The following is a 22,973-nucleotide window of genomic DNA, read 5'->3' as shown; positions in this document are numbered from 1 at the left end:
ATTTGTAACTGATCCATTCGGTGCCAACGTCGGCCTCCCCCTTAGGAACCTTTATGGATACGCAAATCCTTTACGTTATCGGAAACGGCTTTGATCTTCACCATGGTCTGCCTACCCAGTACAAACATTTCAAAGCCTTCCTGAGCATGGTCAGTCGGCAAGTATTTAACTGGGTAGATGCCTATGTTCCCGCCGATGAGGATTGGTCTGACCTAGAACTTGCTTTGGCCGATATGGACACCGAAAGCGTCGTCTCTGACCTGACAGGTTTCCTTGCGTCATACTCCGACGAGAATTGGAGCGACGCAGGACATCATGATTTCCAGTACGAAGTTGATCGAGTCGCCACCGGTTTATCGCGGACGTTGCAATCACGATTCGGTGATTGGGTCAGATCCATCAAAATTCCTGACTGCAGTCCAACCCATCAGTTACTGGATTCGTTGGATAGAAACGCCCTATACCTGAACTTCAACTACACCAGTACGCTGAGCAGGCTCTATAACGTCCCGACAGAAAATATCCTGCATATACACGGTGAAGGAGCACAGCCTAGCTCTGAACTGATTCTTGGTCATGCCTGGACTCCAGATGAGCGTACGTCGCTTCATAAAGGCCTCGACGGAGAATCAGCAGATCATCGGGTAATGGAGGCGCTCGGCAGATTGGATGACTACTTCGAGCAGACTTTTAAGCCAAGCGAGCAGATCATCAACAACCACTCGGGCTTTTTTTCCACCCTGAGCTCAGTCACTCACGTCATAGTGCTCGGCCACTCCCTTTCGGAAGTGGGTAGAGCCTATTTCCTTGCGATAACCGAGGCGCTGGAGGGACGACCCGTAATCTGGACAGTGGCGGTCAGATCACATGGTGAAGAGTCTCACAAAATTCTGTGCCTCAATGGCTTCGGAGTTCCTAAAGAGCAGATCTACTGCAAACTCTGGTCTGAGCTATAGCGACACGGCGAGGTGCCTGCCTAGCAGGATTATTGGGGGCAGAGCACGATATTGATTTTCGATGACCGGCCGCTCTTGGCCGATAACGGCCTTTATTAGCGCGCTGCTATCGGCCAGGAGCGGTCATCGCTTGTTTACAGAAACAGGGGCAATTCAAACAGTAGATAGCACGAATATTAGGCTTAACCAGTGATCCCGAGCCAGCGACCTGCTCTGCCAGCTTCCGTAACCGCTCAATTTACCGCGCATTTAGGATGCGTACCACGTGCGTACCAGCAAAGTCAGAATCGATCCACCAGACTATATGCAGTGCCAAAAAATGAACCGCTCCTATCTCGTTAGGCTCCGCATACTCCCCCATCGGATCATTTTTGATCTGCGATGGAAACTCGGCCTATTCAAGAAAACGAAATCAACTGGTGGCGAGACTGTGACCTATCTTCCCGACGGTGAGCTGTACTTCATACCGTCGCAAGACAAAGCCCGAAACGCCCATACAAAGCCGTTGGAATAACAGAACATGGTGGGCAACATACTGCTCACGAATGAAGAAATTGTGGGAACAAATGTGGGAACAGGGAGCCCAAGAAACAAAAAAGCCCCGAATAACGGGGCCTTTAGGTATACATCTGGCGGAGAGTCAGGGATTCGAACCCTGGGAACTGTTGCCAGTTCAACGGATTTCGAATCCGTCCCGTTCGACCACTCCGGCAACTCTCCGATCGGCGCACATCATAACAGTTTTGCCTGATGCGGCGGAAGGGGTCAGCCGAGCGGAACACCCAGACGCTTAGCTACTTCTTCATAGGCTTCGATCACACCACCCAGTCCCTGGCGGAAGCGATCCTTATCCATCTTCTTACCGGTGACCTTGTCCCAAAGTCGGCAGCCATCGGGGCTGAACTCATCGCCCAACACAATCTCACCCTTGAAGAGACCGAATTCGAGCTTGAAATCCACCAACATCAGACCGGCGTCATCGAATAGCTGCTTCAACACCACGTTCACTTGGAGTGTCAGCTCTTGCATACGTTTTAGCTGTTCAGCGTTGGCCCAGCCAAAAGTAATGACGTGGGATTCGTTGATGAAAGGGTCACCCTTGGCGTCATCCTTGAGAAAAAGCTCGAAAGTCGGAGGTGTTAGCGCACGACCTTCTTCGATCCCCAGGCGCTTGACCAAGCTGCCAGCCGCGTGATTGCGCACTACACACTCAACCGGGATCATATCGAGCTTCTTGACCAGCACCTCTGTATCAGACAGAAGTGCATCAAACTGGGTCGGAATGCCAGCCGCTTCCAGTTCCTGCATGATAAAGGCATTGAATCGATTATTGACCATGCCCTTGCGATCCAGTTGCTCGATCTTCTTGCCATCAAAAGCGGAGGTATCGTTACGAAACAGCAGGATCAGGCGATCCTGATCGTCGGTGGTAAATACCGACTTTGCCTTGCCGCGATAGAGTTCTGTGCGTTTTTCCATTATCGGCTCCCGCTGGACGCAAAAAGTGGTTGGGTCATGCCCGTTATGTCTTGCCAGGGCAGTCCCTGGTTTTGTTCAGCCAGGTGCAACTCACCTGACCATCCGGCTAGAGCACTCTTTAACTCGTCGAGCGCGAGGTCTGGCCGATTGTTCTTCTCGCTGATGTGTGCAATAGCCACGTGGCGGAGGTTACTACGATCTATTTCAACAAGCAGACCAGCGGCCTGCTGATTACTCAAATGCCCCAGATCTCCCGCTACCCGTGCACGCAGGCTAGGTGGATAAGGCCCAGTAGCGAGCATATGTGGATCGTAGTTGGCTTCAAGAAAAAGGCCATCAAGACCACGGTAGCGATCAATTATCCAAGGCGTGATGTTACCCGTGTCGGTCAGGATGCCGAAGCGATGCTGCCCGCTGTCTAGAATATATTGGCAGGGCTCGCGCGCATCATGCGGCACCGCGACCGGCTCCACGTGCAACTCGCCGATACTGAATCCTTCATCCAGTCTGACAATAATAACTTGCGCGTCGAAATCACCCATCGCATGCAACGTACCGTGAGTCATGTAGACGGGGATCTGATAGCGCTTGGACAGACGTTCGACCCCTTTTACATGATCGGCATGCTCATGGGTAACCAGGATGGCACTCAGTTGTCTCGCACTCAGGCCAACCTGTGCCAACCGCTGCTCCGTAGCACGCAGACTAAAGCCACAGTCGATCAGAATCCGGGTTTGACCAAACTCGACAACCGTCGCGTTACCACGGCTGCCGCTGCCAAGTGAGCAATAGCGCATAGGCTACTTCCGCTCGATCAATTAAGGTTCGACTGGATACGCTCAAGTACATCGGTCGCAACTCTTGGGTCCGCGGCGGTGTCGATACTCTTGTCCACGGTGACCTGCACACTCCCACCTACGGCGGTGAGTCGTACTTCCGAGCGTTGCGCAGTGTCCTCTTCCGACTCCTCGTCGCTGCCAAATAGGCGTCCAAAGAAACCAGGCTTGTCCTGACGACTGGCTGCCTCTGCGAGATCAATGTAATAAACGCCGGCGCTTCGGTTGAGATCGGCGATGCGAATATCTGCTTGCCCCAACGCCTGCCCAACGGCCGACCAGGCCCGATTATAGTCGCTTTGCATAGTCAGCACCGGGTTACCAGCACCGTCCTTGGCCAGCGTCGCTCCGGGACCAGCCTGGGCAGCTGCCAGTGACGTGATGGAAGCGCCGCCAGGAGTCTGGTTCAAATACGTCTCGAGTTCGGCTAACACTGCCCGTTCGAGGTTACCGTTGTCAGAATTATCTGGCCAGTCAGAGCGCGAACCGCCTTGGCTGCGTGACATGTGAGTAATGAATATTTCACTACTGCCACCCTGCACGCCCGGCTCCACACGCAGGCGAAAACGCAGTTCCTGGCCTTCGACCTCGCGGCCCTGACCGATAGCCGGCAAAATGCGGCGAAGCAGGGGGTTATCTGGCTGCAGATCGAACGCCACCCAACCCGTTTCCAACTCTCCGAGACTCGGTGTTTCAGTGGCTATCGCAATATTGTAGTCATTCCAGAAATTGCGTACCAACGGCCATACTTCTGTTGGGCTGCGTTGGGCCTGAACCCAGCGTACGGAGCCATTCTGCTGCAGCGAATACTCCGCCGCATCGGCACTGACGATCATCGGTTGCGGACGCGGCAATTCGAACTTCTCATTGCTGGATCCTGTTTCAAATTGGCCAGGAACAGGCAACAGATCACCCATGGGCTTGCTCTCGATACCAGCGGGCACTGAAATTCGAGGATCAACCTGAACCTCCTGGTAATCCGATCCACGATCACGGAAATAGCCATCATTGCCTCCGAGATAACCACAGCCGCTCAGAACCGCGAGCAACACTACCGTTACAACACCCAGAACAGGCTTCATAAACATTTCCTTGGTATACATGGTTCGAGAGGGGCTCACAGAATGCCGCATTCGCGGAGCGCTGCGCGGACCGTCTCGTGGCATCGGGCGCTGAGTGGCGTCAAGGGCAAGCGTAATGCGTCGGCCATCATGCCCATCTCGTGCAGCGCCCACTTGACCGGGATCGGGTTAGATTCAATAAAGAGCGCTTTGTGCAACGGCATGAGCGCATCATTCATCTGTCTGGCAAGATCAGCGTCACCGGCCAAGGCCGCTGCGCAGAGCTCGTGCATGGCCTGCGGAGCGACGTTGGCGGTTACTGAGACATTCCCCTTGCCTCCCATCAAAATAAGTTCGACGGCGGTGGGGTCATCACCCGAGTAAACAGCCATACGATCAGCTACCCGGTCGATCAGCTCGCGGGCTCGCTGCAAATCGCCAGTCGCTTCCTTGATACCAATAATATTACTGATATCAGCCAGGCGCTCGACCGTTTCCGGTAGCATGTCGCAGGCTGTGCGGCCGGGAACGTTATACAAGATCTGCGGTATGGCGACCGCTTGCGCAATGAAGCGAAAATGCTGATACAAGCCTTCCTGGGTAGGCTTGTTGTAATAGGGCGTCACCAGCAAGCAAGCATCGGCGCCGACACTGCGTGCAGCCTCAGTCAGCTCTACCGCTTCACGCGTGGAGTTGGCGCCGGTGCCGGCAATGACTGGAATCCGGCCCGCTACCTGATCTACGACACGACGAATGGCTTGCTTGTGCTCAGACATGTCCAGTGTGGCTGATTCACCCGTAGTGCCCACCGCAACGATGCCGTCAGTGCCCTTTTCGAGATGAAAATCGATCAGGCGCTCCAAAGCTTGCCAGTCCAGCCCGCCCCGTGAGTCCATTGGTGTTGCCAGCGCCACCAGGCTGCCTGAAATCATGCAACTGCTCCAGTTGAAACATTGACCGGCAATGGTACTTTCGCCGTGCTGCCAGCACAAGGGAAGCCATGCACAAATCGCCGCTTAACCTTGCCGTGCAACGGCGCAATGCAGTGCGTATTGCGCAGCGAGACCGCACCCGACAAAGGGAAGTTGAACACTAAGCCCGACGGGGCGACAATACGGCCCCCTGTCGGTCTGCCGCTGCCCTGCGCGGCTGGTCGCGAACTTGCTCTCCGAGGAACATCATGTCGACCCCAGCTCCACAGAAAGAACAGTTTCTGGTTATCAGTGCCCTGGGCGGCCAGACCACAACGCTGGTCACCACATTTACCCGGCTGTGCATGGAGCAGCGCTGCCTGATCGTCAGCAGCAGAATGAGCCGGCACGGTACCTGCTCTGCGTTGCTACTACAGGTCAGCGGAAACTGGGATGCCCTGGCGCGTCTTGAGACACTGCTTCTTACTGTCGCCAGGCGCGAACATTTCACACTGTCAATGAGCCGCAGCTCCACACTGGACGAACGCCCACAGGCGCTGCCCTACAACGTCTTCGTAACAGCCGCACAGCGTCCAGAATTATGCGGAGAGCTTTGTGCTTTCTTTCAGCAGCTGGAAATAGACATTGAGGAGCTATTCAGCTTCACTTATCTTGCCCAGCATACTGGCACCGCTATGCTTAACATGACGTTGACTATTGCGATCCCGGCGAAAACCCAGCTGAGCTGGCTGCGCGAGCAGTTTTTGGATTTCTGTGACGAATTGAACCTGGACGCTGTCATCGAACCCTGGCGCCCAATACATTGACCGAAAAGGACCTCCCGGCATGAGTGCTCAATTGGATCACCCCATCCCCACCTTCACTGCCAAGGCCACGAGCGACTTGACCGTCGACTCCGAAGCGCTTCATGGCCAACAGTTTGTTGTGTATTTCTATCCCAAGGACAACACGCCCGGCTGTACCATCGAAGGTCAGGATTTCAGGGACCAGTACGATGGTTTTTCTGCCGCCAACACGCACATTTTTGGCGTTTCACGTGACAGTCTGCGAACCCATGAGAACTTTCGGAGCAAGCAGGGGTTTCCCTTCGAACTGATCAGCGATCAGGACGAGGCACTGTGCAAGCTATTCGATGTGATCAAACTGAAAAAGCTCTACGGCAAGGAATATGAAGGCATTGAGCGCAGTACATTCCTGGTGGATGCCCAGGGCGTACTGCGCGCAGAGTGGCGCAAAGTGAAGGTCAAGGGACATGTTGCAGAGGTACTGGACGCGGCCCGAAGTCTAGCTGGCTAACAATCGGACGGCGACTAGGGAGTGGCAACCGCCACTTCCGGCTCCGGCTCATGGCCACCCGGCCAGGCGTTTAATACCGCCTTGCACAGCGTTGCCAGAGGAATGGCGAAGAAAATCCCCCAGAACCCCCACAACCCACCAAAAATAACGACTGCCGCAATAATGGCTACCGGATGCAAGTTGACCGCTTCAGAAAACAGGATCGGCACCAGCACATTGCCATCGAGCGCCTGAATCACCGCGTACACGATCATTAACACCATGAACTCATTGCCTAAACCCCATTGGAACAGGCCAATCAACGCAATTGGTAGCGTGGCAATAGTTGCACCTATATAGGGTACCAACACTGACAGTCCCACCATGACCGCGAGCAACGCTGCGTAGTTGACGCCAAGAACCGCAAAGCATAGGTAGCTGATGCCGCCAACAATGAGAATCTCTACCGCCTTGCCGCGGATATAATTGGCAATCTGCTGATTCAGCTCAGTCCAGACTTCGTTCATCATGCGCCGCTCACGGGGCAGGCGACCAACCAGCCAGGCTATGATCTTGTCGCTGTCCATCAGAAAGAAAAAAACCAGAATTGGCACAAGCACCAGATAGACCAGAATCGTCAACAGCACAGGCAAGCCGGCCAGCGACTGAGACAGGAGCCATTGACCAAACTGGCCAAGCTCACCGTTGACTGAAGCAACAATACGGTCGATTTGCCCCGAAGAGACCAAAGCTGGGTACTGCTCGGGCAAATGAACCAGCTGAGCCTGCCATTGCACCAGCATACCCGGCAGCTCATTGAGCAGATTAGTCACCTGACGCCATACTAGCGGCACAACGATCCCAAACAAGGCTCCCAGCGCGCCAAGAAAAAGCAAAAAAACCATCCATACCGCGACTGCCTTGGGTACGCCCCACCTTTGCAGGCGGGTAACCATGCCTTGGAGCAAATAAGCGAATACAACGCCTGTGAGCAGGGGCGCCAGCTTGCCGCCAAAGCCGATAACGATGGCAAACCCCAGGGCAAGCAACACCGCCAAAACCACAGCCTGTTCATCGGAGAAATAGCGTTGTACCCAGCTACGGAATACCGTGATCATGCCTGTTGATCTCGCTTCTTACGCAGCCAATAATGAAATTCCGAATCTAGACAGGTCGATGCCATCAAAGCATGACCAGACAGCTCACTAAAACGTTCGAAATCCCGCTGCGAACCGGCATCAGTGGCCAACACATAGAGTATTTGCCCAGCCTCCATACTGTTCAGGGCCAGCTTGGCCTTGAGCAGCGGCAACGGACAACTCAAACCGCGGGCATCGAGCGTCTCGTCAGCGTTCAGCTCCGGTATATCAACAGACATGCATTGGCTCCTGAGTGGCAAGTGCTACAGTATAACCCCTGAGGGGTCGATGGCAGACAACCTTGTCCAACTGGATACACAGGCAATCATGCAATCTAATAAAACACTACCCGAAAAGCGTATCAAGGCCACGGTCAGACGTCTGACGTTATGCCTGGTTGTAAGCCTAGCCGTCCCACAACTAGCCAACGCAGAATACAACCTACCATCGCTGGGAGACACCAGTTCGTCGATCATGTCGCCGGAGCAGGAACATCAGCTAGGCCGGGCCTGGCTGTCCATGCTGCGGGGTGCAGTACCCACCCTGGATGACCCGCTTCTGAAGAATTTTGTTGAGAGCCACGTTTACAGCCTGGCCGAGACCAGTCAGCTGGACGACAGACGCCTCTCGTTTGTGCTGATCGATAGCCCTCAGCTCAATGCATTCGCGGCTCCCGGCGGTGTGATTGGCGTAAACGGCGGGCTCTTCCTAAACGCTTACACCGAAGCGGAATTCGCCTCAGTCATGGCCCATGAACTGGCACATCTGTCACAACGCCACTTCGCCCGCAACCTCCAGCAACAGGAACGCATGCGCATACCTATGATGACCGCCATGCTGGCCGGCGTTATTCTGGCGGCCGCAGGCGGCGGCGACGCTGGAATTGCGGCGCTGGCGTCCACTCAGGCGGCGGTCATTCAGGAGCAGCGGCGGTTTTCCCGACAAAATGAACAGGAGGCAGATCGCATAGGTCTGACCAACCTTGAACGTGCCGGATATGATCCTGAAGCCATGCCCGACATGTTCGAGCGCCTGGCGCAGAAAAGCCGTTTCAGTCGCAAACCGCCAGAGTTTTTGCTCACCCACCCGGTCACCCAGTCTCGTATCGCCGACTCCAGAAACCGGGCCGATCAGCTGAAAAGCGGAGGGCAAAAAGACAGCGTCGAATATCAGATGATGCGCGCGCGCGTGCAACTGCATCACGAACAGAGCCCGGGGCTGGCTGCACAGCGCTTTCGCATATTACTTGACGAGCATGACGGTGATCATGCAGCTGCCCGCTACGGACTCGTACTGGCGCTTACGCGCAGTGGTCAGTATGCCGAAGCGGCCGAGGTGCTTGAGCCACTCCTCGCATCACAGGGTAACAATGTCACAGTCAATCTGGCCGCAGTTGAACTGGATATATACCGCGGGGAGCTTGAACAGGCGCTTACTCGGGTTGATCGTCTACTGCAGATCAACCCCGATAATTACCCGCTGCAGGAAGCCAAGGCTGACATCCTGTTGCGCGCGCGTCACTATACCGAGGCGGAAAAAGTGATTAACCGTCTCGCCGCCCAGCGCGATAGCGATCCTGACGTTTGGTATCTGACGGCCGAAATACGCGGATTGGCCGGTAACATCATCGGCGTACATACTGCCAGGGCCGAATACTTCATGCTGGCCGGCGACCTTGATCAGGCATCCGAACAACTCGGACTTGCTGCCACTCGGGCCGCCGATGACTACGTGCAAAGCGCGCGCATTCAAGCAAGACAACAATACCTCGCCGAGCAACGCGCTATTATCGAAAATCTTTGATCAGGCGTTGCCGGGCGAGCTGAGGCGCGCCTGACGGGTGAACTTAAGCATGCGTTCAAGCGGCTGCACCGCACGAGGGACAAGTTGCGGATCCACGTGAATCTCGTTACTACCCTGCTCCAGACTCTGCAATAGCGCCGGCAGTGTATTCATGGCCATCCAAGGGCAATGGGCACAGCTGCGGCAGGTTGCCCCACTCCCGGCAGTAGGCGCCTCAATCAACAGTTTACCCGGCGCACCTTGCTGCATCTTGTAGAAAATGCCACGGTCAGTAGCTACGATGAACGTCTCATTGGGCAACGTTTGAGTCGCCTTGATCAACTGACTGGTCGAACCCACCACATCAGCAAGCTCGATAACAGGCATGGGCGATTCAGGATGAACGAGAATGGCCGCATCAGGATAAACCGCTTTAAGGTCCAGCAAGGCCTTGGCCTTGAATTCCTCATGGACAATGCACGACCCTTCCCACAGCAGCATGTCGGCGCCCGTCTCGCGCTGAATGTAGTTACCCAAGTGCTGATCAGGTGCCCACAGAATTTTCTCACCCTTGTCCATAAGATGACTGACAATCTCCAGAGCGCAGCTGGACGTCACTACCCAGTCCGCCCGCGCCTTGACCGCTGCGGATGTGTTGGCATAGACAACAACTGTGCGATCGGGATGCTGGTCGCAAAACGCAGAGAACTCATCAATCGGGCAACCGATGTCCAAAGAGCATGTCGCATCAAGCGTCGGCATAAGCACCCGCTTCTCGGGGCTGAGAATCTTGGAGGTTTCGCCCATGAAACGCACACCTGCAACGACCAACGTCTGGGCTGAATGCTCCTTACCGAACCGCGCCATCTCCAGCGAGTCCGACACGCAACCACCGGTTTCCTCGGCCAGGGCCTGGATAATCGGATCCGTGTAATAGTGTGCGACGAGAACCGCATCCCGCGCTTTGAGAGCGGCGCGGATGCGAGTTTGGAAGTCAGCCTCTTCGGCCGAAGTGAGCGGAGCGACCTGCTTAGCAGCTAAATGTGCCTGAACCAGCACTCGCTCGGGAATCTGTGACATGAGGAAAACCCTATGGCCGTATTGATGGGAGGCATCATACCACGATGGCTTTTACCTGATGCTTAGCCTCAACCTACAACCAGCTGCTTGATTTTAGATTGTGCCGGATGGGGAACTTCAGGGAATTTTTAATCATGACCGCGTGACTGATAATAAACAGAAAAAGGAATCGGGAGACTGAAGGGGAATACGATATAAAGAGAGGATATTAAGTAAAAATGGTGGGTCGTGTGGGATTCGAACCTACGACCAATTGGTTAAAAGCCAACTGCTCTACCAACTGAGCTAACGACCCGAGCGAGCGCTATAGTACTGATTTTTCAGACGAACTCAAGTTTTTTTTACGCTTAAGTGTAGCGAGTCGGGTCCTCGACGCCGGCGGCGGCAAAACCAGAGGCCCGAAGTCTGCAGCTATCACATCTGCCGCACGCCCGTCCTTGGACGTCCGCCTGATAGCACGAAACCGTCAAACTGTAATCGACTCCAAGCCGCAAACCCGCCTGGATAATCTGGGCCTTGGTCGAATTCTGCAACGGAGCACGGATTTGGAAACCGGCACCTTCCACACCCGCCCGGGTTGCCAGATTGGCTACGCGCTCGAATGCTTCAATAAAAGCAGGCCTGCAATCCGGATAACCCGAGTAATCAACCGCATTAACGCCGATAAAAATATCACCTGCCTCTAACACTTCCGCCCAGCCAAGGGCCAGAGACAGAAACACTGTATTGCGAGCTGGAACATAGGTCACCGGGATGCCCTGCTGAGGCGCCTCAGGCACCGCTATTGCGGTATCGGTTAATGCCGACCCGCCTATTCCATCCAGATCCAGTGTGATTGTCTTGTGTGCAGCTACGCAGGCGACCAGTGCCAGCCGATGTGCCGCGTCAAGTTCGGCACGGTGACGCTGGCCGTAATCAAAACTCAATGTATGACACTGATAGCCATCGGCTTGAGCCATCGCTAACACCGTAGCCGAATCCAGTCCTCCTGAAAGCAACACAACCGCTTTTTTTACATTGCTCATATCAGTGCCCCGGCTCATCATTCCAGAGGTATTTGTGCAGCTGCATTTGAAAGCGTACTGGCAGATTGTCCGCAATAATCCATTCTGCAAGTTCCCGCGGCTCAAGCTCGCCATGGCTTGGCGAAAACAAAACCTCGCAGGCTGACTTGCTAAATGTGTACTCATCAAGCTTGAAACGCGCCCAATCGTAATCTTCTCTGTTACAGAGAACGAACTTCACTTGGTCGCCCGCGCCAAGCATCTGCATATTGGAATATAGATTGCGGCTAACCTCACCCGATCCCGGCGTCTTTAAATCGATTACTTTACTGACGCGGGGGTCAACGCCACTCACGTCGAGCGCACCACTGGTTTCAAGCGAAACCTGATAGCCGGAGTTACATAACGCGTTGAGCAGTGGCAAGCAATTGGGCTGTGCTAGGGGTTCACCTCCAGTCACGCAGATGTAGCGCGCCGCGTACTGTGCAACATCAGCAAGTATGTGCTCCAGCGTATGCAGCTCACCACCCGTAAAAGCGTAGGCAGTATCACAGTACTGGCAGCGCAATGGACAACCCGTCAATCGCACAAAAACCGTTGGCAAACCCACAGTGCGGCTCTCGCCCTGGAGTGAGTAAAAGATTTCAGTTATTCGCAGCGTCGAACTCAGATCAATTGACATAGGATATCCAGGGCTCGACTGCTAGACAGGCAGAGACCCGCATGGGCGGCCTTCATTCCAGGGAATTCTGGATACGAGCATAACCGCCAATTGCAAAGCGCATAGTCTAAACCAACAAGAGAGGATTTTCAGGCGTTTGGCTAGAGCCGTTGGGCCGAAGCTACAAAGCGATGCCTGAGAGAAAACTAGTTCAGGTTGTCCATGTCACGCCGGGACAATTGGGCCGCAGAGGAATTAGGATGCCTGGACAGGACCTCCTGATAAAGCTGTACCGCCTTGTCACGATTACCCAGACGGCGCTCGACATCAGCGAGCTTGTACAGAGCATCCGCTTCCTTGCGGTGGCCTGGATAATCGCTGACGACCTTTGCAAAGGCACGTCCAGCAGAATCCAGATCAGATTCGACTAGGTGAATCTCACCCAGCCAATATTGAGCGTTCCCGGCATATTCGCTGTCCGGAAACCGCCTGACGAAGGCGCTAAACGCCAGTATCGCCTTTTCGAAATCTCGCGCTTTGACCAAATCAAAAGCCGCATCGTACATCAGTTTTTCACGCTCCGGATCGACCTCGGCCGTACCGGTACTGCTTTCTGGCATCGATGGAGCACTTGCTGTGGGTTCACTCGGCCTGCTGGCTGAGGGAACGCTCTGCGCATCGATTGGTGCCTGTTGATTGGCTGAAGCCTGCCCATCACCGCTAGACAATCTACGATCGATATCTTGATATCGATCCAGCTGGTCCTGCTCCATTTGCTTTACCAAATACTCCTGCTCTTCCAGCCTGCCGCGCAACATCGCGACTTCCTGCTGCAGCTGATAGAGCTGCTGCATAAGCTGGCCCTCGATAGAGGAACCAGCCTGGGTCTGTTGGGTAACAGGGGTAGACGACTGACTACCACGGACACCGCCCGCACTGCCGTCAATAACGGGAACCTGAGCCAGTACCGCGCACGGCACTAAAGCGAAGGCTGCTGCTAAACCCCTGAACCTTTTCATATGACCTCTTACTTACGCAGTTCTACGCGACGGTTCTGAGCGTAAGCTTCTTCGCTCGAACCCATGACTGCTGCCTTCTCTTCACCGTAGGAGACCAGCTCCAACTGCGAAGGAGAAACGCCCTGACCTGCCAGATAACGCTGAACAGCAGCGGCACGACGCTCACCCAGAGCCATGTTGTACTCACGCGAACCGCGCTCGTCAGTGTGGCCTTCCAGTACTACGCGGTTACCTGCAGCACGCAGGTCCTTGGCATGTACGTCCAAGGAGCGCGTTGCTTCGGGCTTCAGCTCGGCACTGTCGAGTTCGAAGTAGAAGGTAGTAACCGCGCGCAGGGCAGCTTCTTCGCTGGACATGCTGTCGTCGGTAGCAACCGGAGAGGTGTAACCGGCGTTCGGATCAACCGCGCCAGTACCGCCGGTGTCACCACCTTTGGAGGAACAACCAACGATAACGCCAAAAGCTACAACCAGCGCTGCGAACTTGCCAAATTTAATTGCTTGCATCATAAGACTCCTGGAAAACCCCATATGGTTTAGTGTTGTTACACCCTAGGGCAGGTATGGGGACCATGATGGCACGCGCAGGTCAGTGAATTGAGTCGGAATGACCGACCTAGCACGACCGTTGGTAGATACCAGCATGAGAACGCCCCGTCCCTGTTGACGGGTGGCATAAATTAACATGACTCCGTTGGGAGCGACAGTAGGCGACTCATCCAACGACGTTTCTGTTAAAACCCTCAAATTGCCGCGCTCCAGATCCTGGATGGCAATTTGAAAATTACGGTTACCCTCTTGGCGGTGCACCATAACCATGGTACGACCGTCCACCGAGAGCTTGGCATTGGCATTATAGTTGCCCACATAGGACAACCGCTCAGTATTTCCGTTATTAATATTCTGTTTGTATATCTGCGGACGCCCGCCACGATCGGAAGTAAAGACAAGGGTGTCATCATTCAACCAATCCGGCTCGGTATCAATCGCAAAATGATTGGTAATCCTGCGTAACTGTTTACTGGCCAACTCCATTACATAAATTTCTGGATTACCGTCCCGCGACAACACAAAAGCAAGGCGTTGGCCGTTAGGCGACCAAGATGGCGCTCCATTCAGCCCCTCGAAACTGGTAATACGCTCGCGCCGACCTGTCTGAATATAATGAACAAATATTTCAGGACGGCCAGATTCAAAAGAAACATACGCAATCCGCTGTCCATCTGGCGCGTAAGAAGGCGTCAGGATGGGTTCGCGCGACTGCAATAGCGTCATAGCGCGAGCACCGTCATAATCGGAACGTTGCAGCGTAAATCGGGTGTTATCCGCAGAGAATCGCTCAGCAGCAACATACAGAAGCTTAGTATTGAACGCGCCTTTGATGCCTGTAATTTCTTCGAAAACCAGATCACTCAAATGATGCGACATGTCCCGTAGCTGGCTGCTTGTTCCGCTGACAGTTCGAGTCATCAGCACTTCTTCGCGGATCACGCTGTAGAGGCTGAACTGCAAGCGATATTGATCCACCGCCGGGTCCACAATGACCTGGCCCGCGATCACATACTCGACACCCAATATTCGCCAATCACGTGGGAATATCTCACTGGCTTGGGTAGGGGTACTTAGCATGTTACGTCGATCAAAAGGCGTAAACATACCACTGCTGCGCAAATCGTTAGCGACCACCTCCGCCATATCCTCGGGAAGGGGTGTACTGCCCTGCCAGCCAAACGGAACGACGGCTATCGGCGCGGCCTTGTCAGACCCGCGGGTAATTTCGATTGCACCTTGTGCAAACAGGTTTTGCGCCATGATTAACAAGGCTATGGCGGTTAGCCAGATTTTCAACATTTTCATCAGAATGACAGGTCCTCTGGTTTGAAGCGCAATGTACGTTTGCGGTACAGGCTATCAAAAGTCGCCGGTTTTTCACGTGACAACTGCTGCATTTCGGGAATACGTCCTACATTTCGCACGGCCTGAACTGCAGACTGATCAAAGCCAGGGTCGCCACTCGTGCGAACGATAACGACATCCGTAATCTGCCCGGTAGGCAGCATGCTGATCACTACATCAACCACCATACCATTTCGCGCTGTGGGCGGACGTCTCCATTGCTCGCTGACATAGCGACGAATCAGATCATCGTAACTTGCTGCCACCTCATCACCGGACAAGTCAGCCTGGGCTTGCTGATACTGCGTTTCGTCCGCCAGCAAATCTGCAAGCGCCTTGGCCCGAGCTTCTTCCTGCGCGCTCTTTTGCTGCGCTACTTTTTCAGCTTCCGCTTTCTTGCGGGCTTCATCTGCGCGTGCGGCCTCAGCTTTACGCTTGGCCTCTTCCGCGGACTTGTTCTTTGCCTGCTCGGCTGCTTTCTGCTTGGCTGCTTCCTCAGCCGCTTTTTTCTTTGCTGCTTCTGCAGCCGCTTTCTTTGCATCTTCTGCTGCAGCCAGCTTGCGAGCCGCATCGGCCTTGCGCTGGGCTTCAGCCTCAGCTTGCTTGGCAGCTTCAACCTGCTTCGCGGCTGCCGCTTTTTGTTCAGATGTTGCTGCAGCCGCTTCCTTCTGTTGCTGTTCACGCTGCTGCTCTTCGCGCTTGGCAGCAGCTTGCTCACTCGCTTTTGCAGCCGCGGCAGCCGCTTCCTGCTGCTTTTGCTTCTGCTGATCACGCTTAAGCTCTTCGGCCTCATGGCGCTGGGCGGCGGTACGCGCAGCCTCACCCGCTATGCGCTGATCTGTCTGAGTCTGCGCCGGACTCTTGGAGTTCAATTGCACCAGGGTGGCCTGCACAATCGGTTTAGCCGGCTCAAATACAGGTGCACTACTAAAAGAGACGAAGAGCAGAAGCACCACAGCCAGATGAACCGCAAGCGCCTTGAGCACTGAGGGTGCATAACTGCCGGCTTCCGCCTCACGCGGTTCGCGAGTATTCACGGCGCCTCGGTGATCAGTCCGACATTAGGTACACCCGCTTGCTGCAACGCACCCATCGCAGCCACAACAAGACCATAATTGGCCTCGCGGTCACCGCGGATGTACACCAGCGTATCGGAACGTGCACTAATGATCTTGGTCACCCCTGCGGACATCTCTTCAAGAGAAATAGCGCTGTCCGTCTGATTTTCAGTATCGACAGTGTCGCCGAGATTCCAGTAATAGGTCCCGTCGGCCAACACCGACAACGTAAGCACTTGCTGATTGCTGTCCGAAGGCAGCACCTCACTCGATACCTGCGGCAAGTCGACCTTCACGCCCTGATTGAGCATGGGCGCGGTCACCATGAAAATCACCAGTAGTACGAGCATGACGTCGATATACGGCACAACGTTCATCTCTGCAACGGGTTTGCGTTTCCGGCGTCTACCTTGCACCTGCATGATGACTCCCGTTTACTCTTCGTTACTGGCGTGGACACGACGATGCAAAATGCTCGAAAACTCGTCGGCAAAAGTGTAGTACCGACTGATCAGTGTTTCTGATCGGGCCGAAAAGCGGTTATAGGCAATAACCGCTGGAATAGCTGCAAACAGACCAATGGCAGTTGCAATCAGCGCCTCTGCGATTCCCGGAGCTACAGTTGCCAATGTCGCCTGCTGTGCCGTGGCCAACCCGCGAAAAGAATTCATGATGCCCCATACAGTACCAAACAGGCCTATATAGGGACTAGTCGACCCTACCGTAGCGAGGAACGGGAGATGCTGGTCCAGCTTCTCTTCTTCTTTGGATATGGCAACACGCATCGAGCGCTGCACTGCGTCCATTACTGCGTCCGGATCGACACCCGGCTGCTGGCGCATACGGGAGAACTCCTTGAAGCCGGCGCGAAAGATCTGCTCCAGGCCGGAATTATTATCTGGATTACCGGTGACCTGCCGGTATAGCTTCGAGAGATCAATACCCGACCAGAAGCGATCTTCGAAATCATCCAATGCCGATTTCGCTGAGCGAATGAACGTGCTGCGCTGGAAAATCATGATCCATGACGCAATGGACGCAGCCACCAGGATCAGCATTACCAGCTGTACCAATACGCTGGCGGTAGAAATCAGGTGCCACATCGACATTTGATCAGCTTGCACGCGTTACCTCTCCTCGCTCGGTCTTGCTATCTGTTACCTGCCGAGCCTTGAACGCTTCTTTCAAGACCGACGGAATCCCTCTGGGCTTGTACTGGTCGGCACTGACACACGCGACCAACACTTCGCCTTCACACAACACTTTCCCGGAAACCAACCTGACCTGCTGACGGAAGCGAATGCTGGCTCGTTTCAACTCCAACACTTCAACACTGACTTCTAGCTCATCATCAAGACGCGCAGGCGCGTGATATCTGGCTGAAACCGAGTGCACAACAAAAATAATGTTTTCATCCTGCAGGACACTTTGGTCAAACCCCAGAGTACGGACCAGTTCAGTTCGCGAACGTTCCATAAACTTGAGGTAATTGACGTAATAAACGATGCCACCAGCATCGGTATCTTCAAAGTAGACTCGGACTCTTAGCACGAACGGCAGTCCGGAATAGTCAGCGCGCATAATGTAGAGCCAACCGTGAGTTTTGCATAGTCTTTCCCTGCCAATATCGATAATATTTTTCTATGGTGAGTCAGGATCATCGCCAGATACAAAAGAATCTCCGCTGGGTTGCATCATCCGTCCAGGCAGATCAAGACCAAAATGCTCGTAGGCGTGCCGAGTCACCATCCGACCACGGGGCGTTCGGGTAATAAAGCCCTGTTGAATCAAAAAGGGTTCCAGCACATCTTCTATGGTATGGCGCTCTTCACTGATCGCTGCTGCCAGACTATCGACGCCCACCGGTCCGCCGTCGAATTTGTCGATCATGGCCAATAGCAAGCGACGATCCATATGGTCAAAGCCCTTGGCATCAATATCCAGCAAGTTCAACGCCTGATCCGCCACATCCAGGGTGATATGACCGCTGCCACGCACTTCAGCAAAATCACGAACCCGCCGCAACAGTCGGTTGGCAATCCTCGGCGTACCGCGTGAGCGCCTGGCGATTTCATGGGCGCCACGGGGGTCGATTTCCAGCTTGAGGATACTTGCCGAGCGCTTAACGATGGTGGCTAGATCATCCACGCCATAGAACTCCAGCCGCTGGGTGATGCCGAAACGGTCGCGTAACGGATTTGTCAGCATGCCAGCACGGGTGGTTGCGCCCACCAGCGTAAAAGGCGGCAACTCGAGCTTGATCGAGCGGGCCGCTGGGCCTTCGCCGATCATAATGTCGAGCTGATAATCTTCCATCGCCGGGTAAAGAATCTCTTCGACCACCGGTGACAAGCGATGTATTTCGTCGACAAATAACACATCCCCGGCTTCCAGGCTGGTCAGCATCGCAGCCAGGTCGCCCGCTCGCTCGAGTACCGGGCCGGAGGTGCTCTTGATCTTCACGCCCATTTCCTGGGCGATGATATTAGCCAGCGTGGTCTTGCCCAAGCCCGGCGGACCAAAGATCAACACATGGTCGAGCGCTTCGCCGCGTCCCTTGGCTGCCTTTATGAACAGTTCCATTTGGGCGCGCACACTCGGCTGGCCGATGTAATCTGCCAACCGATAGGGGCGGATAGCCCGGTCGATAACATCTTCCTGCTGCTGCCGCGGCGCAGCAGCAATCAAGCGATCTTCTTCCAGCATGGATATCCTGTGCGTTATATGAAAAGCGGTTAAACGATGCCCTTGAGCGCGCGGCGAATCAACTCTTCGCTGCTCATGCCATCTTCTTCTACTGCAGCAACAGCGCGGCTCGCTTCCTGGGGCTTATATCCCAGAGACATAAGTGCACTGACAGCGTCACTGCTTTGCGAGGCTGGCGTCTGAGCACCTCCTTCTGAAGCCAACGGCTTGAATGTACCCGGCAAAGCCTCCCACGCCTTGAACCTATCACGCAGCTCTATCAGTAAGCGCTCGGCGGTTTTCTTGCCAACACCCGGCACGCGGACCAGCGCGCTTGTATCCTGCGCCTGCACAGCGCGAACTAATTCGTCGACGTCCAGACCTGACATCAAGGCCAGTGCCAGTTTCGGCCCCACGCCATTGAGCCTGATCAACTCACGAAAAATGTCACGCTCACGTTTTTCTGCAAAGGCATAAAGCAATTGGGCGTCTTCGCGCACGACCATGTGCGTATGCAAAGTGACCGATTGGCCCAGTGCAGGGAACTTGTAGAATGTACTCATGGGTGCATCGAGCTCGTAGCCTACGCCCTGTACGTCCAGCAATAGGTGCGGCGGCTGTTTTTCCAGCAGAATGCCTGTCAATCGTCCAATCATTGCAACTGCTCTCTCAAAATGCGTCTATCGATGGCGTACGCGCCCACTGCGCAAACCCAGCAAACCGCCCCCCAATTGCTGATTCAGTGCAACCGAATGAGCATGGCATAGCGCCGCCGCCAAGGCGTCAGCGGCGTCAGCCTGGGGTGTGCCAGAGAGTCCGAGCAGCTGAGTGACCATATGCTGAACTTGCGTCTTGTCCGCGGCGCCAGTACCTACCACCGACTGTTTTATCTGTCGCGCGGTGTACTCATGCACCTCCATTCCCGTATGCACTGCCGCGACTATCGCCGCGCCGCGGGCTTGGCCCAGCTTAAGTGCGGAGTCCGGGTTGCGAGCCAGAAACACCTGCTCGATGCTGAGTATGTGCGGTTCGAATCTGCCGATCAGTTCACTCAAACCCTCGAAGATGAGTTTGAGGCGACCCGGCAGTGGTCCGTCGCCAAGACGGATACATCCCGAGGTGATGTACTCGCACTTGCCGGCGTGCTCACGGACGATACCGTAGCCGGTGGTGCGCGAACCTGGGTCTATCCCCAATATCAGGGCCATGCGTTGTTATTTCCGCTGAGTGTATGAAGTCTAGTGTGCCATATCTGCTGCGCCTTTCGACAAAAGATCACAGATGTAAAAAAGGGAGGCCTGGGCCTCCCTTTGTTGCATCAGCGTGGATTTAACCAAGCTGCTCCATGACGTCGTCGGGTATATCAGCATTGCTGTACACGTTCTGCACGTCATCAAGATCTTCGAGCATATCGACCAGACGAATAACACTCTCCGCGCCGCCCAGATCAAGGGACACAATCGTCGCAGGAATCATGCTGATATCCGCAGCCTCACGGATGAAACCAGACCCATCGAGGTGATCACGCACCACGCCGAAGTCCTCAAAGGCGGTAAAGACATCAACTGAACCATCGCTGTTGGCGATGATATCCTCAGCGCCCGCCTCCAAAGCCTCTTCAATCAGTGCATTTTCATCCGTTCCCGGACCGTAGCTGATCTGACCACGGCGCGCGAATAAATAAGCTACCGAACCATCAGTACCCAGGTTACCGCCACATTTGTTGAAGGCATGTCGCACCTCGCTGACCGTGCGGTTGCGATTATCGGTCATTACCTCGACCAGTACCGCCACACCACCGGGGCCGTAGCCTTCGTAGGTAAGCTCTTCCACAGTGTCGGCATCTGTACTACCTAAACCGCGAGCAATGGCCCGGTCAATCGTATCTCGGGTCATATTGGCAGTCAGTGATTTATCTACTGCTGCACGCAATCGCGGATTGTCAGCCGGCTCCGGGCCGCCGAGTTTTGCCGCCACCGTCAGCTCGCGAATAAGCTTATTGAAGACTTTCCCCCGCTTGGCGTCCTGGGCCGCCTTGCGGTGCTTTATATTGGCCCATTTGGAATGTCCTGCCATACGGCTTACTCGACCTTGGGCTGTTCACGCAGACGAATGTGCAGCTCGCGCAGAGCCTTGTTATCTACAACGCCGGGAGCCTGGGTCATGACGCAGGCGGCGCTCTGGGTTTTCGGGAATGCAATGACCTCACGGATCGACTGCGCGCCGGTGACCAGCATAACCAGACGATCCAGACCAAATGCCAGACCACCGTGCGGCGGCGCACCATATTTAAGGGCATCCAGCAGGAAGCCAAACTTTTCCTGCTGCTCCTCGGCACTGATGCCCAGAATATCGAAAACCGTCTGCTGCATCTCTTTGCGGTGAATACGAATCGAACCGCCACCCAGTTCGGTACCATTAAGGACCATGTCATAGGCGCGCGACAATGCCGTAGCCGGATTGGCCTGAAGTTCCTCAGGGCTGCATTTGGGTGCGGTGAAAGGATGATGCAGAGCGCTCAGACTGCCGTCTTCGCTTTCTTCGAACATTGGGAAGTCGATCACCCACAATGGCGCCCACTCACAGGTCATCAGATTCAGATCCTGACCCAGCTTGATACGCAGGGCGCCCAGAGCTTCGGAAACGATCTTTGCCTTGTCGGCGCCAAAAAACACGATGTCGCCGTCTACAGCTCCAACCCGATCCAGAATCACCTGAAGATTGGCTTCGGGAATGAACTTGACGATCGGCGACTGCAGACCCTCAACGCCCTTGGCGCGCTCGTTGACCTTGATATACGCCAGGCCTTTAGCACCATAGATGCCGACAAACTTGGTGTAATCATCAATTTGCTTGCGCGGCATGCTCGCGCCACCCGGCACGCGCAATGCGGCAACCCGACCCTTGGGGTCGGTGGCAGGACCACTGAAAACCTTGAAATCCACTTCGGCCAATTGGTCGGCTACATCCACCAGCTCAAGCGGGATGCGTAGATCCGGCTTGTCCGAGCCGTAGCGGCGCATGGCCTCCTCAAAGGTCATATGCGGGAAGTCGCCCAGATCAACATCGAGCACTTCCTTGAACAGCTGACGGATCATGCCTTCGGTCAGACCGATAATGTCCTGCTCGTTCATGAAACTGGTTTCAATATCGATCTGAGTAAATTCAGGCTGACGATCAGCCCGCAAATCTTCGTCGCGAAAGCATTTGGCAATCTGGTAATAACGATCAAAGCCAGCCACCATCAACAACTGTTTAAAGAGCTGTGGCGATTGCGGTAACGCGAAAAAGCTACCCGGATGGGTGCGACTGGGAACCAGATAATCCCGCGCGCCTTCCGGGGTGGCGCGAGTAAGAATCGGCGTTTCAACATCCAGAAAATCATTCTCGTCGAGAAAGCGCCGCACACTACTGGTAATACGCGAACGTAATTTAAGCTTGGCCGCCATCTCCGGGCGACGCAGATCGATGAAGCGATAGCGCAAACGCGTTTCTTCACCCACATCAGAATGCTCGTTCAAGGGAAACGGCGGGGTCTCGGCTTGGTTCAGCACTTCCAGTTCATAGCCAAGAACCTCAATCGCCCCGGATGCCATATTCGGGTTTACAGCGCCAGCCGGACGAGTCCGCACTTTACCCGTGATCTTCACCACATACTCACTGCGCACTCGGTCGGCCAGGGCAAAGGTCTCTTGCCGATCCGGGTCGAACACTACCTGAGCCAGACCCTCTCGATCACGGATATCCAGAAATATTACACCACCATGATCGCGGCGGCGGTGAACCCAGCCGCAAAGGGTAACTTCCTGATCCGCCAGCGATTCATTCAACTGGCCGCAATAGTGGGTACGCATCATGTTGTGGTGTTCCTATCATAGAGATCGGGCAACTCGCGCCACCGCTCTGAACGGCGAGCGCAGAGTAGCGCGGAGAAAAGCGCCATAATATACCCGAAAGAGGGCTATGTCGGCGAGAACCTCTGGCTACAAATGTGCTGCACATGAAAGGCCGCTCTCCCAAGTGGACGCGCAATATCCCGTTTCGACAAAATCAGAGCAGCTAATGCACCTCACGTCAGAGTAGCTATACTATGTAGCTGAGAATACCAACG

Annotated in this window: 25 protein-coding genes and 2 tRNA genes; 4 read left to right on the top strand and 23 right to left on the bottom strand. The window is 54.7% G+C overall.

The window, feature by feature from the left end:
• The first annotated feature begins 53 nt into the window (after nucleotides 1-53).
• Nucleotides 54-956, top strand: coding sequence for a bacteriophage abortive infection AbiH family protein (locus ACJAXR_RS08700; RefSeq protein WP_415057860.1), 903 nt, complete (start codon nucleotides 54-56; stop codon nucleotides 954-956).
• Between the two features lie 630 nt (nucleotides 957-1,586).
• Here the strand turns inward: ACJAXR_RS08700 and ACJAXR_RS08695 are convergent.
• The 5 genes from ACJAXR_RS08695 to dapA all read right to left on the bottom strand — a co-directional run bounded on the left by ACJAXR_RS08695 (nucleotide 1,587) and on the right by dapA (nucleotide 5,264).
• Nucleotides 1,587-1,676: transfer RNA gene (locus ACJAXR_RS08695), tRNA-Ser, on the bottom strand.
• 45 nt (nucleotides 1,677-1,721) lie between these two features.
• Complete coding sequence (gene purC / locus ACJAXR_RS08690) at nucleotides 1,722-2,435, bottom strand: phosphoribosylaminoimidazolesuccinocarboxamide synthase (protein ID WP_415057859.1); 714 nt, start codon at nucleotides 2,433-2,435, stop codon at nucleotides 1,722-1,724.
• Nucleotides 2,435-3,232: an MBL fold metallo-hydrolase gene (locus tag ACJAXR_RS08685; protein WP_415057858.1), complete on the bottom strand. Its 798-nt coding sequence runs from the start codon at nucleotides 3,230-3,232 to the stop codon at nucleotides 2,435-2,437. The genes purC and ACJAXR_RS08685 overlap by 1 nt, the downstream gene beginning before the upstream one ends.
• 17 nt (nucleotides 3,233-3,249) lie before the next feature.
• Nucleotides 3,250-4,353 carry an outer membrane protein assembly factor BamC gene (gene bamC, locus ACJAXR_RS08680; protein ID WP_415057857.1) on the bottom strand — a complete coding sequence of 368 codons (1,104 nt, stop codon included), beginning with the start codon at nucleotides 4,351-4,353 and terminating at the stop codon, nucleotides 3,250-3,252.
• A 35-nt stretch (nucleotides 4,354-4,388) separates the two neighbouring features.
• Nucleotides 4,389-5,264: a 4-hydroxy-tetrahydrodipicolinate synthase gene (gene dapA, locus ACJAXR_RS08675; RefSeq protein WP_415057856.1), complete on the bottom strand. Its 876-nt coding sequence runs from the start codon at nucleotides 5,262-5,264 to the stop codon at nucleotides 4,389-4,391.
• A 248-nt stretch (nucleotides 5,265-5,512) separates the two neighbouring features.
• Between dapA and ACJAXR_RS08670 the strand changes: the two genes are divergently transcribed.
• Together ACJAXR_RS08670 and ACJAXR_RS08665 are read left to right on the top strand one after the other, a co-directional pair.
• Entirely contained in the window at nucleotides 5,513-6,070 is a 558-nt protein-coding gene (locus tag ACJAXR_RS08670) for a glycine cleavage system protein R (protein ID WP_415057855.1), read from the top strand.
• A 19-nt stretch (nucleotides 6,071-6,089) separates the two neighbouring features.
• Nucleotides 6,090-6,560: a peroxiredoxin gene (locus ACJAXR_RS08665; RefSeq protein ID WP_415057854.1), complete on the top strand. Its 471-nt coding sequence runs from the start codon at nucleotides 6,090-6,092 to the stop codon at nucleotides 6,558-6,560.
• A 14-nt stretch (nucleotides 6,561-6,574) separates the two neighbouring features.
• Here ACJAXR_RS08665 and ACJAXR_RS08660 read toward each other — a convergent pair whose 3' ends face one another.
• Together ACJAXR_RS08660 and ACJAXR_RS08655 are read right to left on the bottom strand one after the other, a co-directional pair.
• Nucleotides 6,575-7,657, bottom strand: coding sequence for an AI-2E family transporter (locus ACJAXR_RS08660; RefSeq protein WP_415057853.1), 1,083 nt, complete (start codon nucleotides 7,655-7,657; stop codon nucleotides 6,575-6,577).
• On the bottom strand, nucleotides 7,654-7,917 hold the full coding sequence (locus ACJAXR_RS08655) for a sulfurtransferase TusA family protein (protein ID WP_415057852.1): 264 nt from the start codon (nucleotides 7,915-7,917) through the stop codon (nucleotides 7,654-7,656). Before ACJAXR_RS08655 ends, ACJAXR_RS08660 begins: the two co-directional genes overlap by 4 nt.
• Before the next feature lie 88 nt (nucleotides 7,918-8,005).
• Here ACJAXR_RS08655 and ACJAXR_RS08650 point away from each other — a divergent pair, with 88 nt between their 5' ends.
• Complete coding sequence (locus ACJAXR_RS08650; protein WP_415057851.1) at nucleotides 8,006-9,481, top strand: M48 family metalloprotease; 1,476 nt, start codon at nucleotides 8,006-8,008, stop codon at nucleotides 9,479-9,481.
• Here the strand turns inward: ACJAXR_RS08650 and nadA are convergent, their stop codons facing one another.
• The 16 genes from nadA to aspS form a co-directional block, all read right to left on the bottom strand.
• Nucleotides 9,482-10,540, bottom strand: a complete 1,059-nt coding sequence (gene nadA / locus ACJAXR_RS08645; protein ID WP_415057850.1) for a quinolinate synthase NadA — start codon at nucleotides 10,538-10,540, stop codon at nucleotides 9,482-9,484.
• Between the two features lie 219 nt (nucleotides 10,541-10,759).
• A tRNA-Lys gene (locus ACJAXR_RS08640) sits at nucleotides 10,760-10,835 on the bottom strand.
• A gap of 52 nt (nucleotides 10,836-10,887) precedes the next feature.
• The gene (gene queC / locus ACJAXR_RS08635; protein ID WP_415057849.1) at nucleotides 10,888-11,586 is read right to left on the bottom strand and encodes a 7-cyano-7-deazaguanine synthase QueC; all 699 of its coding nucleotides are present in this window, start codon (nucleotides 11,584-11,586) and stop codon (nucleotides 10,888-10,890) included.
• Nucleotides 11,567-12,214, bottom strand: a complete 648-nt coding sequence (gene queE, locus ACJAXR_RS08630) for a 7-carboxy-7-deazaguanine synthase QueE (RefSeq protein WP_415057894.1) — start codon at nucleotides 12,212-12,214, stop codon at nucleotides 11,567-11,569. The genes queC and queE overlap by 20 nt, the downstream gene beginning before the upstream one ends.
• Before the next feature lie 197 nt (nucleotides 12,215-12,411).
• Nucleotides 12,412-13,224: a tol-pal system protein YbgF gene (gene ybgF / locus ACJAXR_RS08625; RefSeq protein WP_415057848.1), complete on the bottom strand. Its 813-nt coding sequence runs from the start codon at nucleotides 13,222-13,224 to the stop codon at nucleotides 12,412-12,414.
• Nucleotides 13,225-13,232: 8 nt separating this feature from the next.
• Nucleotides 13,233-13,730, bottom strand: coding sequence for a peptidoglycan-associated lipoprotein Pal (gene pal, locus ACJAXR_RS08620; protein WP_415057847.1), 498 nt, complete (start codon nucleotides 13,728-13,730; stop codon nucleotides 13,233-13,235).
• A 45-nt stretch (nucleotides 13,731-13,775) separates the two neighbouring features.
• Nucleotides 13,776-15,035: a Tol-Pal system beta propeller repeat protein TolB gene (tolB, locus tag ACJAXR_RS08615; RefSeq protein ID WP_415057893.1), complete on the bottom strand. Its 1,260-nt coding sequence runs from the start codon at nucleotides 15,033-15,035 to the stop codon at nucleotides 13,776-13,778.
• 44 nt (nucleotides 15,036-15,079) lie between these two features.
• Complete coding sequence (gene tolA / locus ACJAXR_RS08610; RefSeq protein WP_415057846.1) at nucleotides 15,080-16,156, bottom strand: cell envelope integrity protein TolA; 1,077 nt, start codon at nucleotides 16,154-16,156, stop codon at nucleotides 15,080-15,082.
• Nucleotides 16,153-16,599, bottom strand: a complete 447-nt coding sequence (gene tolR, locus ACJAXR_RS08605) for a protein TolR (protein ID WP_415057845.1) — start codon at nucleotides 16,597-16,599, stop codon at nucleotides 16,153-16,155. The genes tolA and tolR overlap by 4 nt, the downstream gene beginning before the upstream one ends.
• Before the next feature lie 12 nt (nucleotides 16,600-16,611).
• Nucleotides 16,612-17,286 carry a protein TolQ gene (gene tolQ / locus ACJAXR_RS08600; protein WP_415057892.1) on the bottom strand — a complete coding sequence of 225 codons (675 nt, stop codon included), beginning with the start codon at nucleotides 17,284-17,286 and terminating at the stop codon, nucleotides 16,612-16,614.
• 4 nt (nucleotides 17,287-17,290) lie between these two features.
• The gene (ybgC, locus tag ACJAXR_RS08595) at nucleotides 17,291-17,758 is read right to left on the bottom strand and encodes a tol-pal system-associated acyl-CoA thioesterase (protein ID WP_415057844.1); all 468 of its coding nucleotides are present in this window, start codon (nucleotides 17,756-17,758) and stop codon (nucleotides 17,291-17,293) included.
• Between the two features lie 60 nt (nucleotides 17,759-17,818).
• Nucleotides 17,819-18,883, bottom strand: coding sequence for a Holliday junction branch migration DNA helicase RuvB (gene ruvB / locus ACJAXR_RS08590; RefSeq protein ID WP_415057843.1), 1,065 nt, complete (start codon nucleotides 18,881-18,883; stop codon nucleotides 17,819-17,821).
• A 29-nt stretch (nucleotides 18,884-18,912) separates the two neighbouring features.
• Nucleotides 18,913-19,518 carry a Holliday junction branch migration protein RuvA gene (gene ruvA / locus ACJAXR_RS08585; protein ID WP_415057842.1) on the bottom strand — a complete coding sequence of 202 codons (606 nt, stop codon included), beginning with the start codon at nucleotides 19,516-19,518 and terminating at the stop codon, nucleotides 18,913-18,915.
• Between the two features lie 24 nt (nucleotides 19,519-19,542).
• On the bottom strand, nucleotides 19,543-20,070 hold the full coding sequence (ruvC, locus tag ACJAXR_RS08580) for a crossover junction endodeoxyribonuclease RuvC (RefSeq protein WP_415057841.1): 528 nt from the start codon (nucleotides 20,068-20,070) through the stop codon (nucleotides 19,543-19,545).
• A 121-nt stretch (nucleotides 20,071-20,191) separates the two neighbouring features.
• Nucleotides 20,192-20,938: a YebC/PmpR family DNA-binding transcriptional regulator gene (locus tag ACJAXR_RS08575; protein ID WP_415057840.1), complete on the bottom strand. Its 747-nt coding sequence runs from the start codon at nucleotides 20,936-20,938 to the stop codon at nucleotides 20,192-20,194.
• 5 nt (nucleotides 20,939-20,943) lie between these two features.
• Entirely contained in the window at nucleotides 20,944-22,719 is a 1,776-nt protein-coding gene (gene aspS / locus ACJAXR_RS08570) for an aspartate--tRNA ligase (protein ID WP_415057839.1), read from the bottom strand.
• Between the last annotated feature and the right edge of the window lie 254 nt (nucleotides 22,720-22,973).

This window comes from Halopseudomonas sp., from assembly GCF_047631575.1.
Taxonomy (GTDB): domain Bacteria; phylum Pseudomonadota; class Gammaproteobacteria; order Pseudomonadales; family Pseudomonadaceae; genus Halopseudomonas.
The sequence above is the reverse complement of the archived record's forward strand: the minus strand, read 5'-3'. Positions and strand labels throughout refer to the sequence as shown.